Annotated in this window: 16 protein-coding genes; 11 read left to right on the forward strand and 5 right to left on the reverse strand. The window is 40.2% G+C overall.

All coding sequences use genetic code 11. From position 1 onward, the window contains the following. From Q4575_RS15000 to Q4575_RS15010, 3 genes are all read left to right on the forward strand, one after another. Window positions 1-2855: thrombospondin type 3 repeat-containing protein (locus Q4575_RS15000; RefSeq protein WP_303523378.1), on the forward strand; the 2855-nt coding region annotated here is incomplete at its 5' end. A gap of 181 nt (window positions 2856-3036) precedes the next feature. Beyond that, window positions 3037-3807 (forward strand): class II aldolase/adducin family protein, encoded by a 771-nt coding sequence (locus tag Q4575_RS15005; protein ID WP_215964863.1) that lies wholly within the window; start codon window positions 3037-3039, stop codon window positions 3805-3807. 10 nt (window positions 3808-3817) lie between these two features. Next, window positions 3818-4993, forward strand: a complete 1176-nt coding sequence (locus Q4575_RS15010; RefSeq protein WP_215964864.1) for a mandelate racemase/muconate lactonizing enzyme family protein — start codon at window positions 3818-3820, stop codon at window positions 4991-4993. Window positions 4994-5001: 8 nt separating this feature from the next. Here Q4575_RS15010 and Q4575_RS15015 read toward each other — a convergent pair whose 3' ends face one another. The 5 genes from Q4575_RS15015 to Q4575_RS15035 all read right to left on the reverse strand — a co-directional run bounded on the left by Q4575_RS15015 (window position 5002) and on the right by Q4575_RS15035 (window position 9465). Further along, a complete protein-coding gene (locus Q4575_RS15015) occupies window positions 5002-5850 on the reverse strand; it encodes an amidohydrolase (protein ID WP_303523379.1) in 849 nt (282 codons plus the stop codon). Continuing rightward, entirely contained in the window at window positions 5850-6584 is a 735-nt protein-coding gene (locus Q4575_RS15020) for an SDR family NAD(P)-dependent oxidoreductase (protein ID WP_215964866.1), read from the reverse strand. Before Q4575_RS15020 ends, Q4575_RS15015 begins: the two co-directional genes overlap by 1 nt. A 69-nt stretch (window positions 6585-6653) precedes the next feature. After that, window positions 6654-7538: a LysR family transcriptional regulator gene (locus Q4575_RS15025; protein ID WP_303523380.1), complete on the reverse strand. Its 885-nt coding sequence runs from the start codon at window positions 7536-7538 to the stop codon at window positions 6654-6656. A 3-nt stretch (window positions 7539-7541) separates the two neighbouring features. Continuing rightward, entirely contained in the window at window positions 7542-8513 is a 972-nt protein-coding gene (locus Q4575_RS15030; protein ID WP_303523381.1) for a glutathione S-transferase family protein, read from the reverse strand. 109 nt (window positions 8514-8622) lie between these two features. Continuing rightward, a complete protein-coding gene (locus tag Q4575_RS15035; protein ID WP_303523382.1) occupies window positions 8623-9465 on the reverse strand; it encodes a pirin family protein in 843 nt (280 codons plus the stop codon). Between the two features lie 252 nt (window positions 9466-9717). Here Q4575_RS15035 and Q4575_RS15040 point away from each other — a divergent pair, with 252 nt between their 5' ends. From Q4575_RS15040 to Q4575_RS15075, 8 genes are all read left to right on the forward strand, one after another. After that, entirely contained in the window at window positions 9718-10113 is a 396-nt protein-coding gene (locus Q4575_RS15040) for a DUF2391 family protein (protein ID WP_215964870.1), read from the forward strand. 152 nt (window positions 10114-10265) lie between these two features. Next, window positions 10266-12944, forward strand: a complete 2679-nt coding sequence (locus Q4575_RS15045; RefSeq protein ID WP_303523383.1) for a PAS domain S-box protein — start codon at window positions 10266-10268, stop codon at window positions 12942-12944. A gap of 3 nt (window positions 12945-12947) precedes the next feature. Beyond that, window positions 12948-13358 (forward strand): response regulator, encoded by a 411-nt coding sequence (locus tag Q4575_RS15050; RefSeq protein ID WP_303523384.1) that lies wholly within the window; start codon window positions 12948-12950, stop codon window positions 13356-13358. After that, the gene (locus Q4575_RS15055; RefSeq protein WP_303523385.1) at window positions 13355-14287 is read left to right on the forward strand and encodes a GGDEF domain-containing response regulator; all 933 of its coding nucleotides are present in this window, start codon (window positions 13355-13357) and stop codon (window positions 14285-14287) included. Before Q4575_RS15050 ends, Q4575_RS15055 begins: the two co-directional genes overlap by 4 nt. Window positions 14288-14412: 125 nt before the next feature. Next, window positions 14413-15060, forward strand: a complete 648-nt coding sequence (locus tag Q4575_RS15060; RefSeq protein WP_303523386.1) for a methylamine utilization protein — start codon at window positions 14413-14415, stop codon at window positions 15058-15060. Then, the gene (locus tag Q4575_RS15065; protein ID WP_303523387.1) at window positions 15060-17390 is read left to right on the forward strand and encodes an EAL domain-containing protein; all 2331 of its coding nucleotides are present in this window, start codon (window positions 15060-15062) and stop codon (window positions 17388-17390) included. Before Q4575_RS15060 ends, Q4575_RS15065 begins: the two co-directional genes overlap by 1 nt. Then, window positions 17387-18241, forward strand: coding sequence for a DUF3034 family protein (locus Q4575_RS15070; protein ID WP_303523388.1), 855 nt, complete (start codon window positions 17387-17389; stop codon window positions 18239-18241). Before Q4575_RS15065 ends, Q4575_RS15070 begins: the two co-directional genes overlap by 4 nt. Beyond that, complete coding sequence (locus Q4575_RS15075; protein WP_303523389.1) at window positions 18241-18660, forward strand: group 1 truncated hemoglobin; 420 nt, start codon at window positions 18241-18243, stop codon at window positions 18658-18660. The genes Q4575_RS15070 and Q4575_RS15075 overlap by 1 nt, the downstream gene beginning before the upstream one ends. Window positions 18661-18717: the final 57 nt, after the last annotated feature.

Below are 18717 nucleotides of genomic sequence, written 5' to 3' on the forward strand. Positions count from 1 at the left end.
CAGCGATGAGCATTGATGATGTGATAAACAATGCCAATGAAACGACAGATATGCCGGTTCAGGTGTGGCTTGGCGACAATCAATTTGTGGAAGTTTGGTCAGACGACGGAACGTTTGCCGGTGGTAACCTCGAAGTGAAATACCATTCAGGAATGAACGCAGAAGCGGGCCCTGTAGCGGTAAGTAATGGACTGGAATTGACCATGATGGGCGATGTTGCGGTGTATACATTTGTATTACCAGACGGCATTGATATGCCAGAACAAATGATGTTCCTATTTGAAGAGTCCACATTGGAAAGTACGGATGACATGACAAATACCTACTTACGTATGGGTTATGTGGTCGACGGTATGGGTGTTGAGCAAGTCATGTTATTTAACGATGTGGCGAAAGACGATGTGCTGATGCACTTTGCACCAATGAAGCCAGTGAGTGATAAAGACTATGATGGCTGGGATGATGATATGGACAACTGTCCAGAGCATTATAATCCGCAACAACATGACCAAGATGGTAATGGTATTGGCGATTTGTGTGACTTCAATTATCAAAATAAAGACTATGACCAAGATGGTTGGTTAGACGGTGAAGATAATTGCCCAGTCGTGAAGAACGAAGACCAACTGGATGTGGACGAAAATGGCGTTGGCGATGCATGTGAAATCAACGGCGAAGCAGATACAGACGGTGACGGTATTGAAGACTATATGGACAGTGACATCGATGGCGACGGCGTGATGAACGACGAAGACATGGATATTTATAATCCATGGATAGGCAAAGTGGTTGATGAGCCAGATTTTGATGAAGACGGCATTCCAGATTATATGGATGATGACATCGATAATGACGGCGTATTAAACGAAGACGACGCTGATGATTACGACGATATGGTGTGGGACAGAAGGCAGTTCACCGACTTAGACGGTGACGGCGTGATGGACTACGACGATAACTGTATTGCCGTGATGAACGACGGACAGGAAGACGCGGACGATAACGGCTTGGGCGATGCGTGTGATATTGCGGTGAGTGACATCAGTGGCCTTTGGCACGGTAAAGGACAAGAATCCTTTAGCGATATCAGCTCTGACATGACGTGCGACATGAGCGGCATGATTTATCCTATGGGCGGTTTAGGCAAAATTGAAATGGAAGGCAATCAGTTCTTCGTATTTGATGCGAATGTAAATGATGATCGTGACGATGACATGTACGGCATGGAAGGCATAGAAGGAAACATGGGCGGCCATATGATTGCGTACGGCGTACTGGCCGAGGATGGCAGCTACATGTGGTACGAAATGAAGGACGACATGGAACCTAACAATGCCGAGGGCACAGACGACGGCATGAGTGAGAATATTGCCGAAGACGGAACGGACGACACTGGATCAGAGCAAATGGCACCGATGTTCCGGATGTACATGGGTCAATACGACGAGTTATCGGATACGATGATGCACAGTGATGTGGTGGAAGACACTGAAAAAGGCTGTGTTGTCACCACGACAATGAGCATTGAACGCCCAGATATGAGTGTTAATGAAGAAACGGCATTTATGGCTGGTTTGAGCTGGTTTGATAGCTTTAATTATATCGAAGGCAAGGATTTTGAATATGGCACCATTATTGATGCTGTCGATCAAAATGCGGAAACCATGTATAGATTTGATTTGGCGGCGCAAAGTTGGTTAGAACATACTGAGAGTTATATGCAAGAATTTATTATAAATGACAGCGGCGTTATGCAAGCTCTTGGTAATCTAACGTTTGATGGCTACGGCTCCGAAGGCCATACCGCAATGTTAAACGTTGATGGATCGCAACTTAATATAGATTTACAGGCAATCGATTTGTCGGGTATGCAAATATCGCATTATTTACATCATGATTATAAAGCCGCTTTTACCAATGAAACGTTTAGTGATGACGCTATAGGTTATGTTGCTAACGTTGAAAATGTAGACGGAACTTACCGTTTTTGGTGTGACCAAAATATGGATATGATCGACAGTTTAGATCTGGAATGTGCTAACGCTATTGTTTTGAAATGGCAGGAAAATGAGTTCGAAGAGGTCATTCCGGTTATAGCAACAAGTATTGATGACATTATTTCAAATAAAATGCTCGATGACGAAAATGACGGTTTTAAATTGTATTTAGAAGGCGACATGTTTGCAGAGTTTTGGTCGGATGACGGCACTATTATGGGGGGTAATTTAACGGTCACCATATTTAAACACGGATATAACGACCACGGCGATATGGAGAAACTATTATTAGGTGAAGGCCTTGTGCTATTTTCCAATATGGGTGGTTTTGATATTTTTGTTCTTGAACTTCCTGACCATTTACAAATGATGAGAAACTCAGACATGTTCTTATTTGTCGAAAATGTTATTGAATCAGATGGTAAAACGGTATTACGTCAGGGTCACTATGAGTCAGGAACTGAAAATGAAATGCAAATTTTGTTTAATACTGAAGCAACAGCAGATATCTTACTTTCGTTTAATATTGACCATGGACCGGACATGAATTCTGATATGGATTTGGACGGAATAGTTGATTACATGGATAATTGCGTTGCTTACGCTAACGAAGATCAAATTGACTCTGACGGTAATGGCGTTGGAGACATGTGTCAAGACGTTGATTTTGATAATGATGGTGTTGATAATAGTACTGACAATTGTTCTGACGTCTTTAACCCAAATCAGGAAGATTTTAACCTCGATGGGTTAGGCGATGCATGTTCAGATTTTGATTCTGATGGTTATACGGATGAAAAAGAAATCATAGACGGCACAGATCCTGAAGATGAATTTAGTTTCCCCCAGGCCGCTTAATCTGATCTTAAAAAGTTAAACTTAACATTTTGGAAGCCAGCTAATCCCTTAGCTGGCTTTTTTGTTTTTGCGGGGCAATTAAATTAACACTCGGAAATCATAACTTATTCAATCAGGCACTTTCACCTCGTCATTTGTTTTAGTAAAGTGCTGTCAAAGAAAGTAATACGAGTTGTTTATTATGTATGAATTACCACCAATTAGTTTAAAAGGCCAGGTCTCTGAACAAGAATGGCAAACTCGTGTTGAGCTTGCGGCGGCTTATCGGCTGTATGTAATACATGGTTGGGATGACCTAATTCACACACATATTTCCGCCAGGATCCCAGGTACTGAACATTTGCTTATTAATGCGTTTGGCCTAGCATTTGACGAAATCAATGCATCCAATTTGGTAAAAATTGACATCGATGGCAATGTGATCCAACAAGACTGTCCTTTCTCAATTAATCCAGCCGGTTATACAATACACGGTGCGGTGCATGAAGCACGCCACGAGGACCAATGTGTACTCCATGTACATACCAATGAAACCATTGCTGTTGCGAGCATGAAAGACGGGTTGTTACCTATTTCTCAATATTCGATGTTTGCATTAGCGTCAATGAGCTATCACGATTACGAAGGTTTAGCGGTAAATCAGGATGAAAAGAAACGCCTCCAAGACGACTTAGGTGCAGCAAATTTTATGTTGTTACGTAATCATGGTGCGTTAACGTTAGGTAAAACTATAGGTGATGCTTTTATGCATATGTACGACCTTGTCCGTGCCTGTCATATCCAAGTGCAAGCTTTGTCTATGCAACAACCAATTAATTATGTTGAACAATCGATTATTGACGGAATCAAGGCCCAGGCTAATATCGTTCATTCTGGCCAAACAGGTGGTGAAAAAGCCTGGCCCGCAATGATGCGAAAAGTAAAACGAACTTACCCAGAATTTGACCAATAGAGAATTAATAATGAAAATAACTCATGTAGAGATCTTTGACATCCATTGCCCAGACCGTACCGCTTGGAATCCAATATTTGTTCGTGTTCATACCGACGAAGGGATATCAGGTGTCGGTGAAGCTGGCTTAGCCTATGATTGGGGCCACAGTGCGGCTGCAGCCATGATAAAAGAGATCACTGAAGCCGTTCTTATCGGTTTCGACCCGTTTAAAACAGAGCTGTTGTGGTCAAGAATGTTAAGGGAAAGTTTTTGGGGATTAGGCGGTGGGCCTGTCCTGTATGCGGCAATGAGCGCAATAGACACCGCATTGTGGGACATCAAAGGCAAGGCGTTTGGTGTACCTGTTTACCAATTATTAGGCGGCAAAACAAATACCAAGCTGCGTACTTATGCCAGTCAGTTGCAGTTCGATTGGGATAAGGACATTAAAAAACTAATCGAACCTGCTGAGTACGCTGAAGCGGCATTAAAAGCGGTAGCAGAGGGTTTTGACGCGGTTAAAGTTGATCCTATCGTTTATGATAAAAATGGTGATTCGTCATTTGACCGAACCAATTTATTCACTCGCCCACAGCTTAGATTATTTGGTGACCGCTTACGTGCTATTCGAAATGCAGTTGGCCCAGACGTTGACATTATTTTTGAATCGCATTCTTTAATGGGGGCTGCATCTGCGATACAGATGGGTGAAATTGTTAAAGAAGTGGATTGCATGATGTACGAAGAACCAGTGAATTACTTAAATTCTGCTGTCCATAAAAAAGTTGCCGACAACGTAAATGTGCCAATTGCCGGTGGCGAACGTCTATATCATCGTTGGGATGTTCGACCTTATTTTGAAGATCAAAGTATTGACGTTTTACAACCTGATGTTGGTTTATGCGGAGGCTTTACAGAAGCGAAAAAAGTCTGCGATTATGCCGATGTTTATGACATCCGAATTCAAGCTCACGTTTGCGGTGGTCCGGTAGCAACAGCCGCCAGCTTGCATTTAGAAACAGCAATCCCTAACTTTTTAATTCATGAACACCATACTTACGCAACCAAACACTGGAACCGTGAACTGTGTATTCAAGACCCACAACCTAAAAATGGTATCTTTGAAGTATCAGAGACACCGGGAATTGGAATTGAATTAAATGATGACGTTGTAAAACGCTCACCCAATATTACCGTTAAATAACGGTATAACTAAAATTGATACCATGTATGGGCGTTGTCGTGAAAGAGCGCCTGTGCATGGACAATATTAAGTTTATTGAGTTCTTGCCAATATTGTTGGTAGCCATAACTAAAAGTACACAGAGGAAAGTTACTCGCATACATAACTTTTTTAGGACCAAATATGTCGATGCATTTGAGCACAGCAGAGTGAACATCAGCAAAACCATATGCTCTATCTATCATTTCCCATCCTGAGCATTTCACCGCTATATTAGGCAGTTGGCTAACTGATATTAAGTTTTGATAGAACTGACTGTTAATCTCTGAGTGACTTAAATTGATAAAACCGCAGTGGTTTAATGTAAATTTAATATTATTAAATGGTGTCAGTTTGTCGACACACAACAAAGTAAAATCAGTGTTGTTAAGATCAAATTGTAACTCAAATATCCAACCGAGATTATCAAGTGTTAATAAGTTGTTTGCGGTATTTTGATGACTCAAAATAGCGGGTAGATCATCATCTAAGATATGTCTAACCCCAACAACCGAATTTAACACCTTGAGCTTGGAAACTTGGTGCTTGAAGGATGCAGGTGGCAGCGTTAAATCTATCGCCGCAATGCTTTTGAATGGCTTTTGGCAAATACGTTCAAGCCACTCTATTTCCCGCCATGGGGCGTTATTATCAAAACCTGCTTCTATATGGACAAAACCCGCCAGCTTATTCGACACGCCAAGCGTTAGATCTTCTTCTGAAAATGAACGAAAAATACGGCTTTTATCTGGCCAATTTGGCTGGTTTTCTGGTTTTAACCAACCATATTCCCCTTTTGATAAGTCAAATAGATGAATATGCGGATCGATTATCTTCATTATTGTGCTGTGTAACCGCCATCGATTACTTGCAAACTACCAGTGATAAAACTGGCTTGGTCACTTGCTAAAAACCACACGAGTTCCGCCACTTCACTCGGTTGACCGAGTCGCCCGAGGGGTTGTAGCGCGGCTTCTTCTTTATGAATTTGGGCTTTATCAGCGCCTGATTTTGCACAATAATTATCAATCGCCCGGTGATAAAGCGGCGTTTCAATCGTACCGGGACAAACGGCATTAGCTCGAATATTAAATTTGGCGTAATCAATAGCCGTAGTTTTTGCCATAGACGCAATTGCGGTTTTGGTTAGGTTATATATAAATGAATTTTGTTTCGCAACAAGCGCTTGGTCAGACGACATTAAGATAATTGAACCTGAATTTTGCTGCTTCATGTAGGGCAGTACCGATTGAACCGCTGAAAATGCGCCCTTGACGTTTATTTCAAGTACACGGTTAAAATCGGCTTCCGTGGTATCTTCAATATTGGCTGAATGATGCACACCAGCGTTTGACACAAGCACATCGATATTGTGTATTGCCCCAATATTCGCAATTGCGGCGGCGACCTGCTGATGAACAGTCACATCGCACTTTATAAATTCACCGTGATTTGAAGGGGTTAAGTCCAAATTAAACACGGTAAAACCACCGGCCAAAAATCGCATTACAATGGCTTCACCAATGCCTGAACTGCCACCGGTGATCACACACGTTTTATTATTAAGATCCATAAACCAAATTTCATTCTAACTCGTTAAAAACATGTTAAACGAAAACGAGGTTAGATGCTTTATCCAAAACTAAATTTTTAAACATTGCTCTCGCAGTTTTTCAACAAAAAATTGTGTTGCAGGGCCCAACATATCATCATCTTTATATAACAAGTGCAAACTAACTAACCGAGAAGAGCCCCGCTTAAGCGCTAATGGGGTGATGGTGTTTTGTTGCAGCGCCGTTTGAATCGACGTAACAGGCAGCCAAGCAAATCCCAATCCGCGACTTAACATATCAAGAGAGGTTCGAATATGGCTTACAGTCCAACGCTGATGCGCCCCTAACCAACCAGCATCTTTGCTTTGGGTTAACGCTGAATCGCGGATAACAATTTGTCGATGCAATTTAAGTTCTTCATGTGAAATCGGTTGTGTGTTTTGTTGCAAGGGGTGATCAGGACTAGTGACTGCAATAAACTCTATTTGGCAAATTGCTTCGCTGCTGCCAGACGTATTGTTTATCGACGAAATTGCCAAATCGACCGAACCTTTTTCGAGCAATTCATTGGCACCACTTAATACCGACTCCAAAATTTCTACCCGTAAAAAAGGAAACGCCATCGACGTAAGCTCAAGTGCTTCACATAAACGGTCTTGGGGAAACATTTCATCTACTGCTATTTTTAGTTGAGACTCGATGCCTTCAGATAATATATGGCCAATTGATTCGAGTTTTTCCGCTTCTTCCAACAGATAGTTAGCCCGCCTTAATAATAGGACGCCAGAGTCAGTAAGATGTGTTTTTTTACCTTCAATATAAAATAATTTTAACCCTAACGATTGTTCAATTTTACTTACCGAGCTGTGAATGCTCGATTGGCTTTTATGAATATTTTGGGCGGCCTGATTAAAACCGCCAAAATCCACAACGGCCTTAAACATTCGCCATTGCTCAAGTGTAATCCGTATCATTGATTACCCTCTATTGTGGGGCGCTAGGAAGTCTTGTTTAGGCCCTTCCGGAATAACTTGGGTTGGGTTGATCATCGTATGACTAAAGTAATAGTGGCGTTTGATGTGCTGCATATTAGTGGTTTCAGCGACCCCAGCAACTTGATATAACGATCTTACATAATTGGAAATATTTGGGTAACTGTCTATTTGTCTTTGGTTACATTTAAAGTGTCCAAAATATACAGCGTCAAAACGAATAAGCGTTGTAAATAGTCGCCAATCCGCTTCAGTCTGTAGGTCACCTACTAAATATTTATTGTTGGCGAGAATTTCTTCAATTTTATCAAGTGCGACAAATAACGAATCATAAGCTTCTTTATATGCTTGTTGCGTCGTTGCAAAACCACATCGATATACGCCGTTGTTTATGTTTGGATAAACAAACGCATTAATGGCGTCTATTTCTTTGCGCAATTCAGCTGGGTAAAAGTCTAATGTATTGCCCGTGATATCATTAAACGCTGAGTTAAACATTCGAATAATGTCAGCAGATTCGTTACTAACAATTTGTTGGGTGTTTTTATCCCACAATACAGGGACCGTTACTCGTCCTGTATAGGTGCTGTCATTTTTGGTATAAATCTGGTGCATATATTCAGATTGATATAAGTTATCGCCACTGCTGCCGGTATTTGGGTCAAACGTCCAGCCGTGTTCAATCATGTCAGAGCTTACAACGGATACGTCAATATGCGATTGCAGGCTTTTTAACTGCCTAAAAATTAATGTCCGATGCGCCCAGGGGCAGGCGAGTGAGACATAGAGATGATAACGCCCAGACTCAGCTTTAAATCCTGCTTTACCAGTAGAACCTGCACTTCCATCAGCGGTAACCCAATTACGTAATTTAGCGTCTTCACGTTTGAATGCACCACCATTATCAGCCGTTTTGTACCAATCGTCGCGCCAAATACCATCTACCAATAAACCCATAATTTGTTACCTATTTTTACCACGTTACAACTACATTATTCTTGTTGCATTTAGATCTATCCAACCTAAGCACAACAAGATATCGCTACTTTGATGTTCTTAATCAGGTTTAAATTGTCAATTGGCCAAATTTGCCCGTTTGATAATCTTGTACAGCCTGGTTAATCTCAGCTTGTGTATTCATCACAAATGGGCCCATATGAACAATTGATTCTTTAATTTTATTGCCTGTTAAAACTAAAATACCAGCCCCTACTTGACTCGATGTCATTTCGATAATTGATTGTGAGTCAACAATAACCAATTCACCGCGAGCGAGCGGTGGCGTGCTTAAACTTCCCGTGTGCACATAGATAAGCACTTGCTCAAATTGCTGTAAGTTAAGTGTTGCATCTTTATTCGCGTCAAAAATCATATCCGCAACAGCGGCTCCGGTAGCTAAACCATCAAGAGGAGAAGCAACGTGTTGATTTGCATATTGCCAACTTCCCGCCAACGCTTTTAATGTGACTCCTTGTTGATCGTTAATGACAGGGCTTCCAGCTTCTGCAGAGTCCTGGTAAATAGCTGGACGCATTTTGTCTTTAGCGGGCATGTTTAGCCAAATTTGAAACCCATGCATGCCATGCTCTTCATCGGCAGCCGGCATCTCAGAATGAATAACCCCTGAACCGGTACTCATCCATTGCACGTCACCGGCGCGAATTTGTTTTTTATTGCCCATCTGGTCTTGATGTTCAAATGCACCTTTAATCATATACGTGAAAGTTTCAATCCCACGATGCGGATGTGGAGGAAAACCCCCAATGAAATCCTTAGCATCGTCGGAACGAAGCTCGTCTATCATTAAATACGGATCTAAGTGAATGCCTGAAAAGTCCGCTATTCTTGAGATTTTTACTCCATCGCCATCTTGAGTAGGGCGACTTTGCAGTTTTTTAATAATGTTCATGAATTGTTCCTCTCAATCAGTAATGTGTTCAGACTAACACTTATATAGTGGAATGATATTAGTATAAATCGAGCCTATCATTCTATTAAATAGAACGATAAGGTGAGGAGTCATTTTCTATTGCAGATGAAGTGACCCGTATTAAGTTATTGGAGCAAATGCATTTAACCAAAATAAAAAATAAGTTATGTTGAAATCAACCAACTACCAGACAACATCGAATGAGTATAGGCTAAATGAGGAATAATAAGCGTGATTAAAAATTTCAATTTAGAAGACGCCAGCCAGGTGTTCGTTGGTGCCTTTGCATTAGCCGTTCCTATTTCATTTTCTGAAGAAGCCTGGCGATTAGGGGAAACCTTGCCTTGGGTAAATTTGTTTTTTCTGTTTTGCCTTTCGATGATGTTTTTAGGGCTATTTGCCTATCAAAGCGTCTTTCAACAAGATATTAGCCACCGAGTCTCTACCTTTGTATTTCGAATACTAATTGCTTATGTCATTTCAGCGTTTGTTGTTGCACTTGTTTTGATGTGTATTGATAAGTTGCCAATTGTTGACAGTCCCGTTTTAGCGTTTAAACGGATTGTTGTCATCACAATGCCCGCCTCAATGGGGGCAATAATTGTTGATAGCTTTGATAAAGAATAGCGAGAATCAATTATTCTGCTTAAAGAATGAGCTATTTATATAAATGATTTTATTGATTAATTCTTAATGTCCACGGTTAATATTTTTACCAAAAAATAGAAAAACGGCTATGCTTAATTTTGAATGTTTATAATTAGGATAGTTTTTATTTTATGGGTGACCTCTTAGACTCCTATTTCCGTGCAGACTATATGCCGCATGGTCATTGCTATTTTTGGCAGCCGCATATTTTATGGGCGCACGTCATATCAGATCTTGTTATTGCCGCCGCCTATTTTTCGATACCAATTGCTCTAATTGCATTTATTCGCAATCGACCTGACATTGAACACCGCGCCGTATTTGTCTTATTTTCGGGCTTTATTTTAATGTGCGGAATTAGCCACTTAATGGGCGTTTGGACTATTTGGCAGGGGGTTTACGGCTTACATGGCATCGCAAAAATTCTCACGGCAATCATCTCTTTAGTCACCGCGATAAGTTTATATAGGTTAATGCCTCAAATCGTTAAAATCCCAACTTTAGAGCAATACGAAGGGATCATAAATAAATGGTCCGACAGTCAAAAAGAAAATGAATATTTATCAGGCCAACTTAGAAGCCAGAAACTAACCCAGTTTGTTTTAGATTCGATTCCAATTAGCTTACTTTTAGTCGATGACGAAGGTCGAGTCATTCTCTCAAACTCGTTTTATAACAAAGAATTTAATGACAACGAAGAGTTAAATTCAGTTCATATATCGACGTTATTTCAAGGGAATTCGACAGAATTTAAGTGGGAGTTCCATCAAGAAAAATTATTTGATGGCGTCGAAATAGGCGATCAAATTAAGTTTCTAGACAGTGTTCAATACGGAAATAAGCTAATTCCAGTTGAGGTTGTGATAACAAAAAAAGAATTTCAAGAAAAAATGGCCTTTGTTATTACGATCAAAGACCTGCGCGAAGTCATGCAAATTAAACAGATGTTAATTGACAGTAATTCTAGATTTGAGAGGGCCGTTCGGGCTACCGAAGAGGGGCTATGGGAATGGGATCTCAAAGCCAACAAGATGATTTGGTCCCCTAAATTTTACTCGATGATAGGCGCTAAGTTGGGGGACGAACCGAGTTTTGACAGCTGGTTGTCTAATGTACACCCAGATTACGTTGATGCTGTCAGTCATGCACTTAATCAACATTTAGAACATGGCGAACGTTTTTATGTGGAGTATGTGGGTAAAAATGAAACTGGGGAATATGGTTGGTTTGCGATAAATGGTAATTCAATTCTAGACATTAATGATGTGCCAACGCTGGTTTCCGGCTCTCTACGATATATTGAAGAAGAGAAACAAAAAGAAGAAAAGTACTACCAAAAAAACAAACTTCTCAATGCCATATATGAAGGCTCTAGCAATGCAATTTTTGTTGTTAATCAAATGGAAGATGATGAGTTGTGTTATACGATCTTAAATGACACAGCGTTAAAAATAGTAAATGTTCCCAAGGATGTCATCATAGGTAAACCGTTTAAACAACTCGCTGGCAGTTTGTTACCACAGGCATTTGTTGATCACGTCTCCGCTCGATACCGAAGTTGTATTAATTCTAAAAAGACCATCGAATATATTGAGAAAGTTGAGACCATTAGAACATTTTGGTTTCAAACGACGTTGTACCCAATTGCTGATTCTCGAGGCGACGTTTCTATGTTAGTTGGTACCGCGACTGACATTACAGAACTTAAAATCGTCGAAGAAAAATTGGAAAAAAATACGGAATTTTTGGAAAGTTTGGTTAATAATTCTGTGTGTGGTATGTATATTTTTGATTTAACTACTTATAAAAATACTCTTATCAATGAGGCATACCAGACTATATTAGGGTATACAATTGATGATTTAGACAAGTGCGACAACCTGTTAGCGTTGTTCCACCCTGACGAACAAGAGCTCATTACAACGCATTTGGACAAAATGGCTAACTGTAAAGAGGGTGAACTTCATCCGTTGGAGTATCGTTTCAAACATAAAAACGGTGATTGGGTTTGGTGCTATTCGGTTGATTCAATTTTAACTCGTCATCCAGACGGAACGCCAAGTCAAGTATTGGGGACGTTTGTTGACGTTACCGAAAAGAATCAATTAGTGGATAAATTAAAAGAATCAAACGAATATTTAGAACGTTTTGCGTTTGTCGCATCCCATGATTTACAGGAGCCTTTGCGTAAGATAACCGCATTTAGTGACTCCTTGTCTGAGCGTTTAACACCATTGATCGAGAATGATGACGCGTCGATATACGAATTGTCGCGAATGAAGTTAGCCGCACAGCGTATGGGAGCAATGATCCACGATTTACTTAAATTGAGTCGGATCACTTCCAATTCACTAGATAAAAAGAACATATCTTTACCAAGGTTATTGGAAGAGGTCTGCGATATTTTGGAGTTGTCTATTGCCGATAGGAAAGCCGATGTAAATTGGGATAAATCGGTGGGTGACATTGTGGGCGATGAAGGGTTAATTTTGCAAATGATGCAAAATATAATCAGTAACAGTTTGAAGTTTTGCAATGCAGAAACAACACCATGTGTTTCTATTCGTTGTAAATATAGGGCGCAGAACGTCGATATTATTATTCAGGATAATGGCATTGGGATCCAAGACTCTGAAATTGCCAACGTATTCGAACCGTTTAGGAGGCTGCACGTTAGGGATGAATATGAAGGCAGTGGAATAGGTTTAGCAATTGTGACTCAGATAGTGTCAGTTCATAAAGGGACTATCGCTTGTGACAGTGAAGTTGGCGTAGGGACGACTATAACTATTTCATTACCAAGGCATTAAAAAATGATTAATTTATTATTGGTAGATGATGATCAAGACGATATATATTTTTTTAAGCAAGCCGTGAAAAAAGTCGCCCTGCCGATCAATTTAAGTACATATAGAGACGGTAAAGAAATTTGTGATTATTTAGCGGTAAACAAAGATTGTGAGAATTCGATTGTTTTACTTGATCTAAACATGCCAGGCATTGGTGGTCTTGAAACACTTCGGATTATTAGGCAAAGCTTAGGGCTCATAACGTTACCAGTTTTGATCTATACCACTTCTAAAAACGTAAAAGATATTGAAGAAAGCTATAAAATCGGGGCAAGTTCTTATATAAAAAAACTAGACACAATAAATGAAATAGCGGCTTTTCTAAAGTCAGTAGTAGGATTTTGGGCAATATATAATAGGGCAATTAACACATGAATGTAGATAAAAGCGGATTACTCATTTATCTCCTCGAAGACGATACAGAGGACGCCTATTTGATCACGAAAGCGATTCAAAGTGACGTGCTTGATAAACATTCGATTGGTGTATTTAAAACATTGGAGTCGTTAACAAGTGGCCTTAAAAACTTAATGCCTGAACTAGTTATCATTGATCTAAATGTCCCCGACAGCAGAGGGTTGGATACTATGATTAAGGTCAAGAAGCTCGCACACAATGTACCAATCGTTGTTCTCACCGGGATAGATGATCCTAAAATGGGTAATCAGTTGGTGCAACTTGGGGCTCAGGATTATATCCCTAAGCCTGAAATGACGGCATCGTTATTACAAAGGGTTATTCGATTTTCAAAGGAACGGTTTAAGTTAATTAAAGCACTAGAAGAGTCGGCATCGAGAGATGTTTTGACACGGCTTTATAATCGGGAGGCTTTAGAGTCGAAGTTTGCTGAATTGATAAGTAAAGCAGAACGATATGACGAAAAATTTGGCATCATATTTTTAGATTTAAACAACTTTAAATATTTGAACGACACCTACGGTCATCGAGCTGGCGATACCTTGTTAACGCTTTTGGGGGGACGGTTGGAAATTTTCAGTCGTTCATCTGATTTTATCGCCCGCTATGGCGGTGATGAATTTGTTACGTTATTGCCAAATGTACAAACTATTGATGAGTGTTTGGCCGCAGCAAAAAGTCAATTAAGTGTGGTTTGCGATGACTATTTTGTCGAATCAGACGATGGCGTTGCGATCAAAGTTGAAGTCACAGGAAGTATGGGGGTAGCTATTTACGGCGATAATGGCACGACCAAAAAGCAACTTTTAGAATCCGCTGATACAGCGATGTATGAGGCGAAGACTAAAAAACTAGGCCTATCAGCAGCTAAATCTATCAAGCGCTAGAACTGTAAATATAATCTGAGCAATGGTGCCTAAGTAAAACGAAAAAAGTGCAACATAAAGGTGAAATGATGAGTGTTGTAATGTATGGTTTGTAAAAGCAAAAACATGATAAAGATAAATGAGTTATGAATAAAATCACATTAAGCCTTTTGATGTTTTTGTGCAGTCTTAGTATTGATGCTAAAACATTACATTTTGCTGATCCTGCAGGTACCGCAATAAGTAATGTTGTTGTTAAGTTTTCCAATCAAGCGGTCGACAAGTCATTGACGAAACCCGTTGCTATTATGGACCAAGTCGACATTCAATTTGCCCCTTATGTTTTGCTCATAGATAAAGGTCAACAAGTAGCTTTTCCAAATCGAGATGATGTTCGCCATCACGTTTATAGCTTTTCAAAAACCAAACCGTTTGAAATAAAACTATACAAAAACACACCCACTGACCCCGTGACGTTTTCATCGGCGGGCGTAGTGGAACTTGGCTGTAATATTCACGATAAAATGATTGGTTATATCTATGTGACTGAACAAGCCAATACCTTTTTGAGTGACAGCGAGGGTAATGTCGATTTGCCAGAGTCGATGGGGCTTGCATCGACAATGGAATTTCAATATTGGCATCCGCGTCTGTCCACCAATCGACTCGAGCACAAAAAAGCAAATTTGTCAGACCCGATAGAAGCGACACAAATCATTACCTTGTCCTTGTTAAACAATGACGCTTCAACAAAACAACAAAAACGCAAAACTCGTTTTGGGAAAACATATTAGTGTTATTTAAAAATTCATTAAAGTTTAGAATAAACAAGCTCGTCGTTAGCATCGTTTTGTTGATCTCAATCGTTATTTTAATGGCGATTTGGTTTGCAACCAGTCGACATGCGGATACGCAGTTGTCCCGTGAATTAGAAGTTGGTCATAGTGTCTTTGTAAACTCACTTGAAAGTCGTGAAAACCTGTTAGTCAATGCTGCTACGGTTTTAACCGAAGACTTTGGTTTTAAACAAGCCATCGCCACGTTAGATAGCGCAACGATAGACAGTATGCTGAATAACCATAGCGAACGTATTTCAGCGGATCTTATGCTGGTGATGTCATTAGACGCTAAAGTCATTGGCAAAACGGATACTCTAACGACAGATAGCGGCAGTTACCTCACACCAGAAATTTATGACAATGTTTTGCGCGATGGTGGTTTAATTACGTTTAATTTGATTAATGGCAAACTCTACCAATCTTTATTTCTTACCGTCGACGCACCAAACCCTATCGCCATAGCTATGATAGGGTTTGAAATGGATCAAAAACTCGTTGACCGATTTAGCCAATTAACGACCCTCGATATTACCCTTTTATTTGACCAAGAAAAGTCGGCATATTTAACCACATTGTCGCCGGCAGACGCTAAAATCGTACTGCAATCAAATTTACCTTTATTAGAAAACGCTAAAAAATTTAGTCGCTTGCATCTAACAACTCAGGCTTTCAGACTGGAAAACTACCCACATTTCAAAGGTTATGTGATGCTAAGTCATAACACCGATCTGTTATTTAAAGAGTTTTATACGCTTATTAAAGACGTTGCCGTAATTTCTGTTATCGCCGTATTTGTTGCGCTATTACTCGGGGTTGGTTTTTCTAAAAATGTGACAAAACCTCTGGAACGCCTCTCTATACTAGCGAAACGTATATCCCGTGGTGACTACCAAAATATAATTGAACTAAACACCAGCACGACTGAAATTGCTGACTTATCTGTTGCTTTTAAACAGATGCAGTTGAACATTTCAGAACGTGAAAAAACGATTAGCTATAACGCCACTCACGATATGGTAACTGGCCTTTATAACCGCACTCGATTGCTCGAACTCGTTCAGGAAGGCATAGAAAACAACGGTGCGTTTCAGGTCATTGCAATTCAGATAAATGGATTTAGAGAGCTGAATGAAACTTTCGGTTATAAAGTTGGTGATGAGTGTTTGCAATACCTCGCCGGTGAAATTAAAGCGAAGGGCGGCTGTACAGCGAGAATTGCTGGCGGGGAAGTTATTTGGCTCCCCAATCAAACCGTGACGCTAGAGAACATCGTCGATATTCAATCAGAAATGGAACGTTCAATATTGGTTTCGCAGGTAAAAGTGCGGATCAAATTGGTCATTGGCATTGTTAGTGTCAACGACAGTAATAATAAAAATAGCGTGTTTGACAAAGCTGAAGACGTGATCCGAAGTTTAAGTATTGCAGCAAGTCATGCTCGGACAAAAAGTAACAATATTCAATATTATCTGCCTGAGCAGGAAGCCGCCTATATTCAACGAATCGAAGTTTTATATGAATTACAGCACCTATTAGAAAGTGACAATAAAGACGAACTGGCAATGTTCTATCAACCTAAATTGGCATTAAGCAACAATAGCGTTGATAAAATGGAAGCCTTGATCCGCTGGAATAGTAAAAAATTAGGCTTTGTTTCGCCAGAGATGTTTATCCCAATTGCAGAAAGTGCCGGTATCATTAAGTCTTTAACACAGTGGGTTATTCGACGTGTTATCAGAGATTTACATCACTGGCAATTACCTGAACAACAAATAGCAATTAACCTCTCTGCACAGGACATAGTGTGTGGGGACTTAATTGAATATATTGATGATTGCTTAAAAGAGTTTGATATTTCAATTAATCAATTGTCGTTTGAAATAACTGAAAGCGACATCATGTCAGATCCACAAAGAGCCATTGCGCAACTCAATTTGTTTGTCGAAAAAGGGTTTTCGTTGGCCATCGACGACTTTGGTACAGGCCACTCATCGTTGTCTTATATTAAAGACTTCCCGGTGCAAACATTAAAAATTGATAAAGCGTTTATTCTACAACTTGATCAAAATGAAGACGATTTAACCATTGTGAAGTGTATTATTTCCCTGGCAACAAACTTTGGATTGTCTGTGGTGGCAGAAGGGATTGAAAATAAAGCATCGTTGGAGATATTGCGACAATTAGGTTGTCAGTATATCCAAGGTTATTACATTAGCCGGCCTATGCCAGCCTCAGAGGTGACAGGTTGGTTAGCGCAATATCACGATAAAAAGGTGCAAGAATGACAAGTTGGAAAACGATATTAAGCGCAATTTTATTGCCGACTTTGTTTGTCGGGTCATTATACGCGGGGACCAATGACGGCAAGTTGCTAGCAACGGCTGGCGTAACACAAATTGAGGGGTCTGCAGGCGGTGGACTTGTACCATGGGCCGTCATATCAGGTTATGGTTCGCGTGACGAAGTCGCGGCAACAGTGTCGACAACCCAAGTTTCAACCACCGATTACCGTTTAGATGTGACCAGTGCAGCAATTGGGCTCTATGATAAAGTCGAACTTAGTTACGCTAAACAACGCTTTACATTAAGTTCGCTAGGAGGTGATATTCAACAGGAAGTCTTTGGTGCCAAGGTAAAATTATACGGTGATGCCGTATACGGTGTTTGGCCGCAGGTAAGCGCAGGTCTTCATCATAAACGCTTGAAAGACAATGTTATTGCAGATGCAGTAGGCGCTAAAGAGTCCTCTTCAAATACAGATTACTACTTAGCTGCAACTAAGGTTCATTTAGGTTTAGCGGCTGGCTTTAACGTTGTTTGGAATGTCACCGGCCGGTTGACTAAGGCTAATCAAACGGGCTTTTTAGGGTATGGGTCCGCGTCGGATACCTCTCATAAATTGATGATGGAAGGCTCCGCCGGAATATTGCTTTCAAGAAACTTAGTCATTGGTGTTGAATATCGACAAAAGCCCGATAATTTAGGTCTGGGTGAGGACGATTGGTATGACATATTTGTGGCGTATGTGCCGAACAAAAATGTCAGTTTAACGCTGGCCTGGGCAAAACTCGGCAGTATTGCCGGGGCAACAGGTCAAGAAGGTTTATTTCTTAATTTAACAGGGAAACTTTGGTGATGAGTGGAAAAGTATGGGGCGTTGTCATTCTCACCGCAGCGTTAACGGCGTGTGTAACCACAAATGTTACGTTATATCAGCAGTTAGGTGGCGATAAAAAAATTGAATTGATTGTCGATAATTTTATTGAAGAGATTCAGTTTAACAAAAAGATATTTCAATATTTTACTGAATCGGATGTCGATCGGTTTCGCGAAAAATTAATTGAACATATCTGCGTCATTGCAGATGGTAATTGCCAATATACGGGGGATACGATGCAACAGGTACATGAAGGTATGAATATCACAGAGACTGATTTTAATACCACCGTTGACCTGCTCATTAGCGCAATGACTAAGGCTGATGTGCCACATAGGATCCAAAACCAATTATTACAACGATTAGCTAAATTACGTCACGAGATTTTGTACCTGTAGTACCTGTAAGGTTCACTTTTACATAAACGTTTATTTAGTCAAATGTTAAGGCTGTTA

Source organism: Psychrosphaera sp. 1_MG-2023, from assembly GCF_030548245.1.
Taxonomy (GTDB): domain Bacteria; phylum Pseudomonadota; class Gammaproteobacteria; order Enterobacterales; family Alteromonadaceae; genus Psychrosphaera; species Psychrosphaera algicola.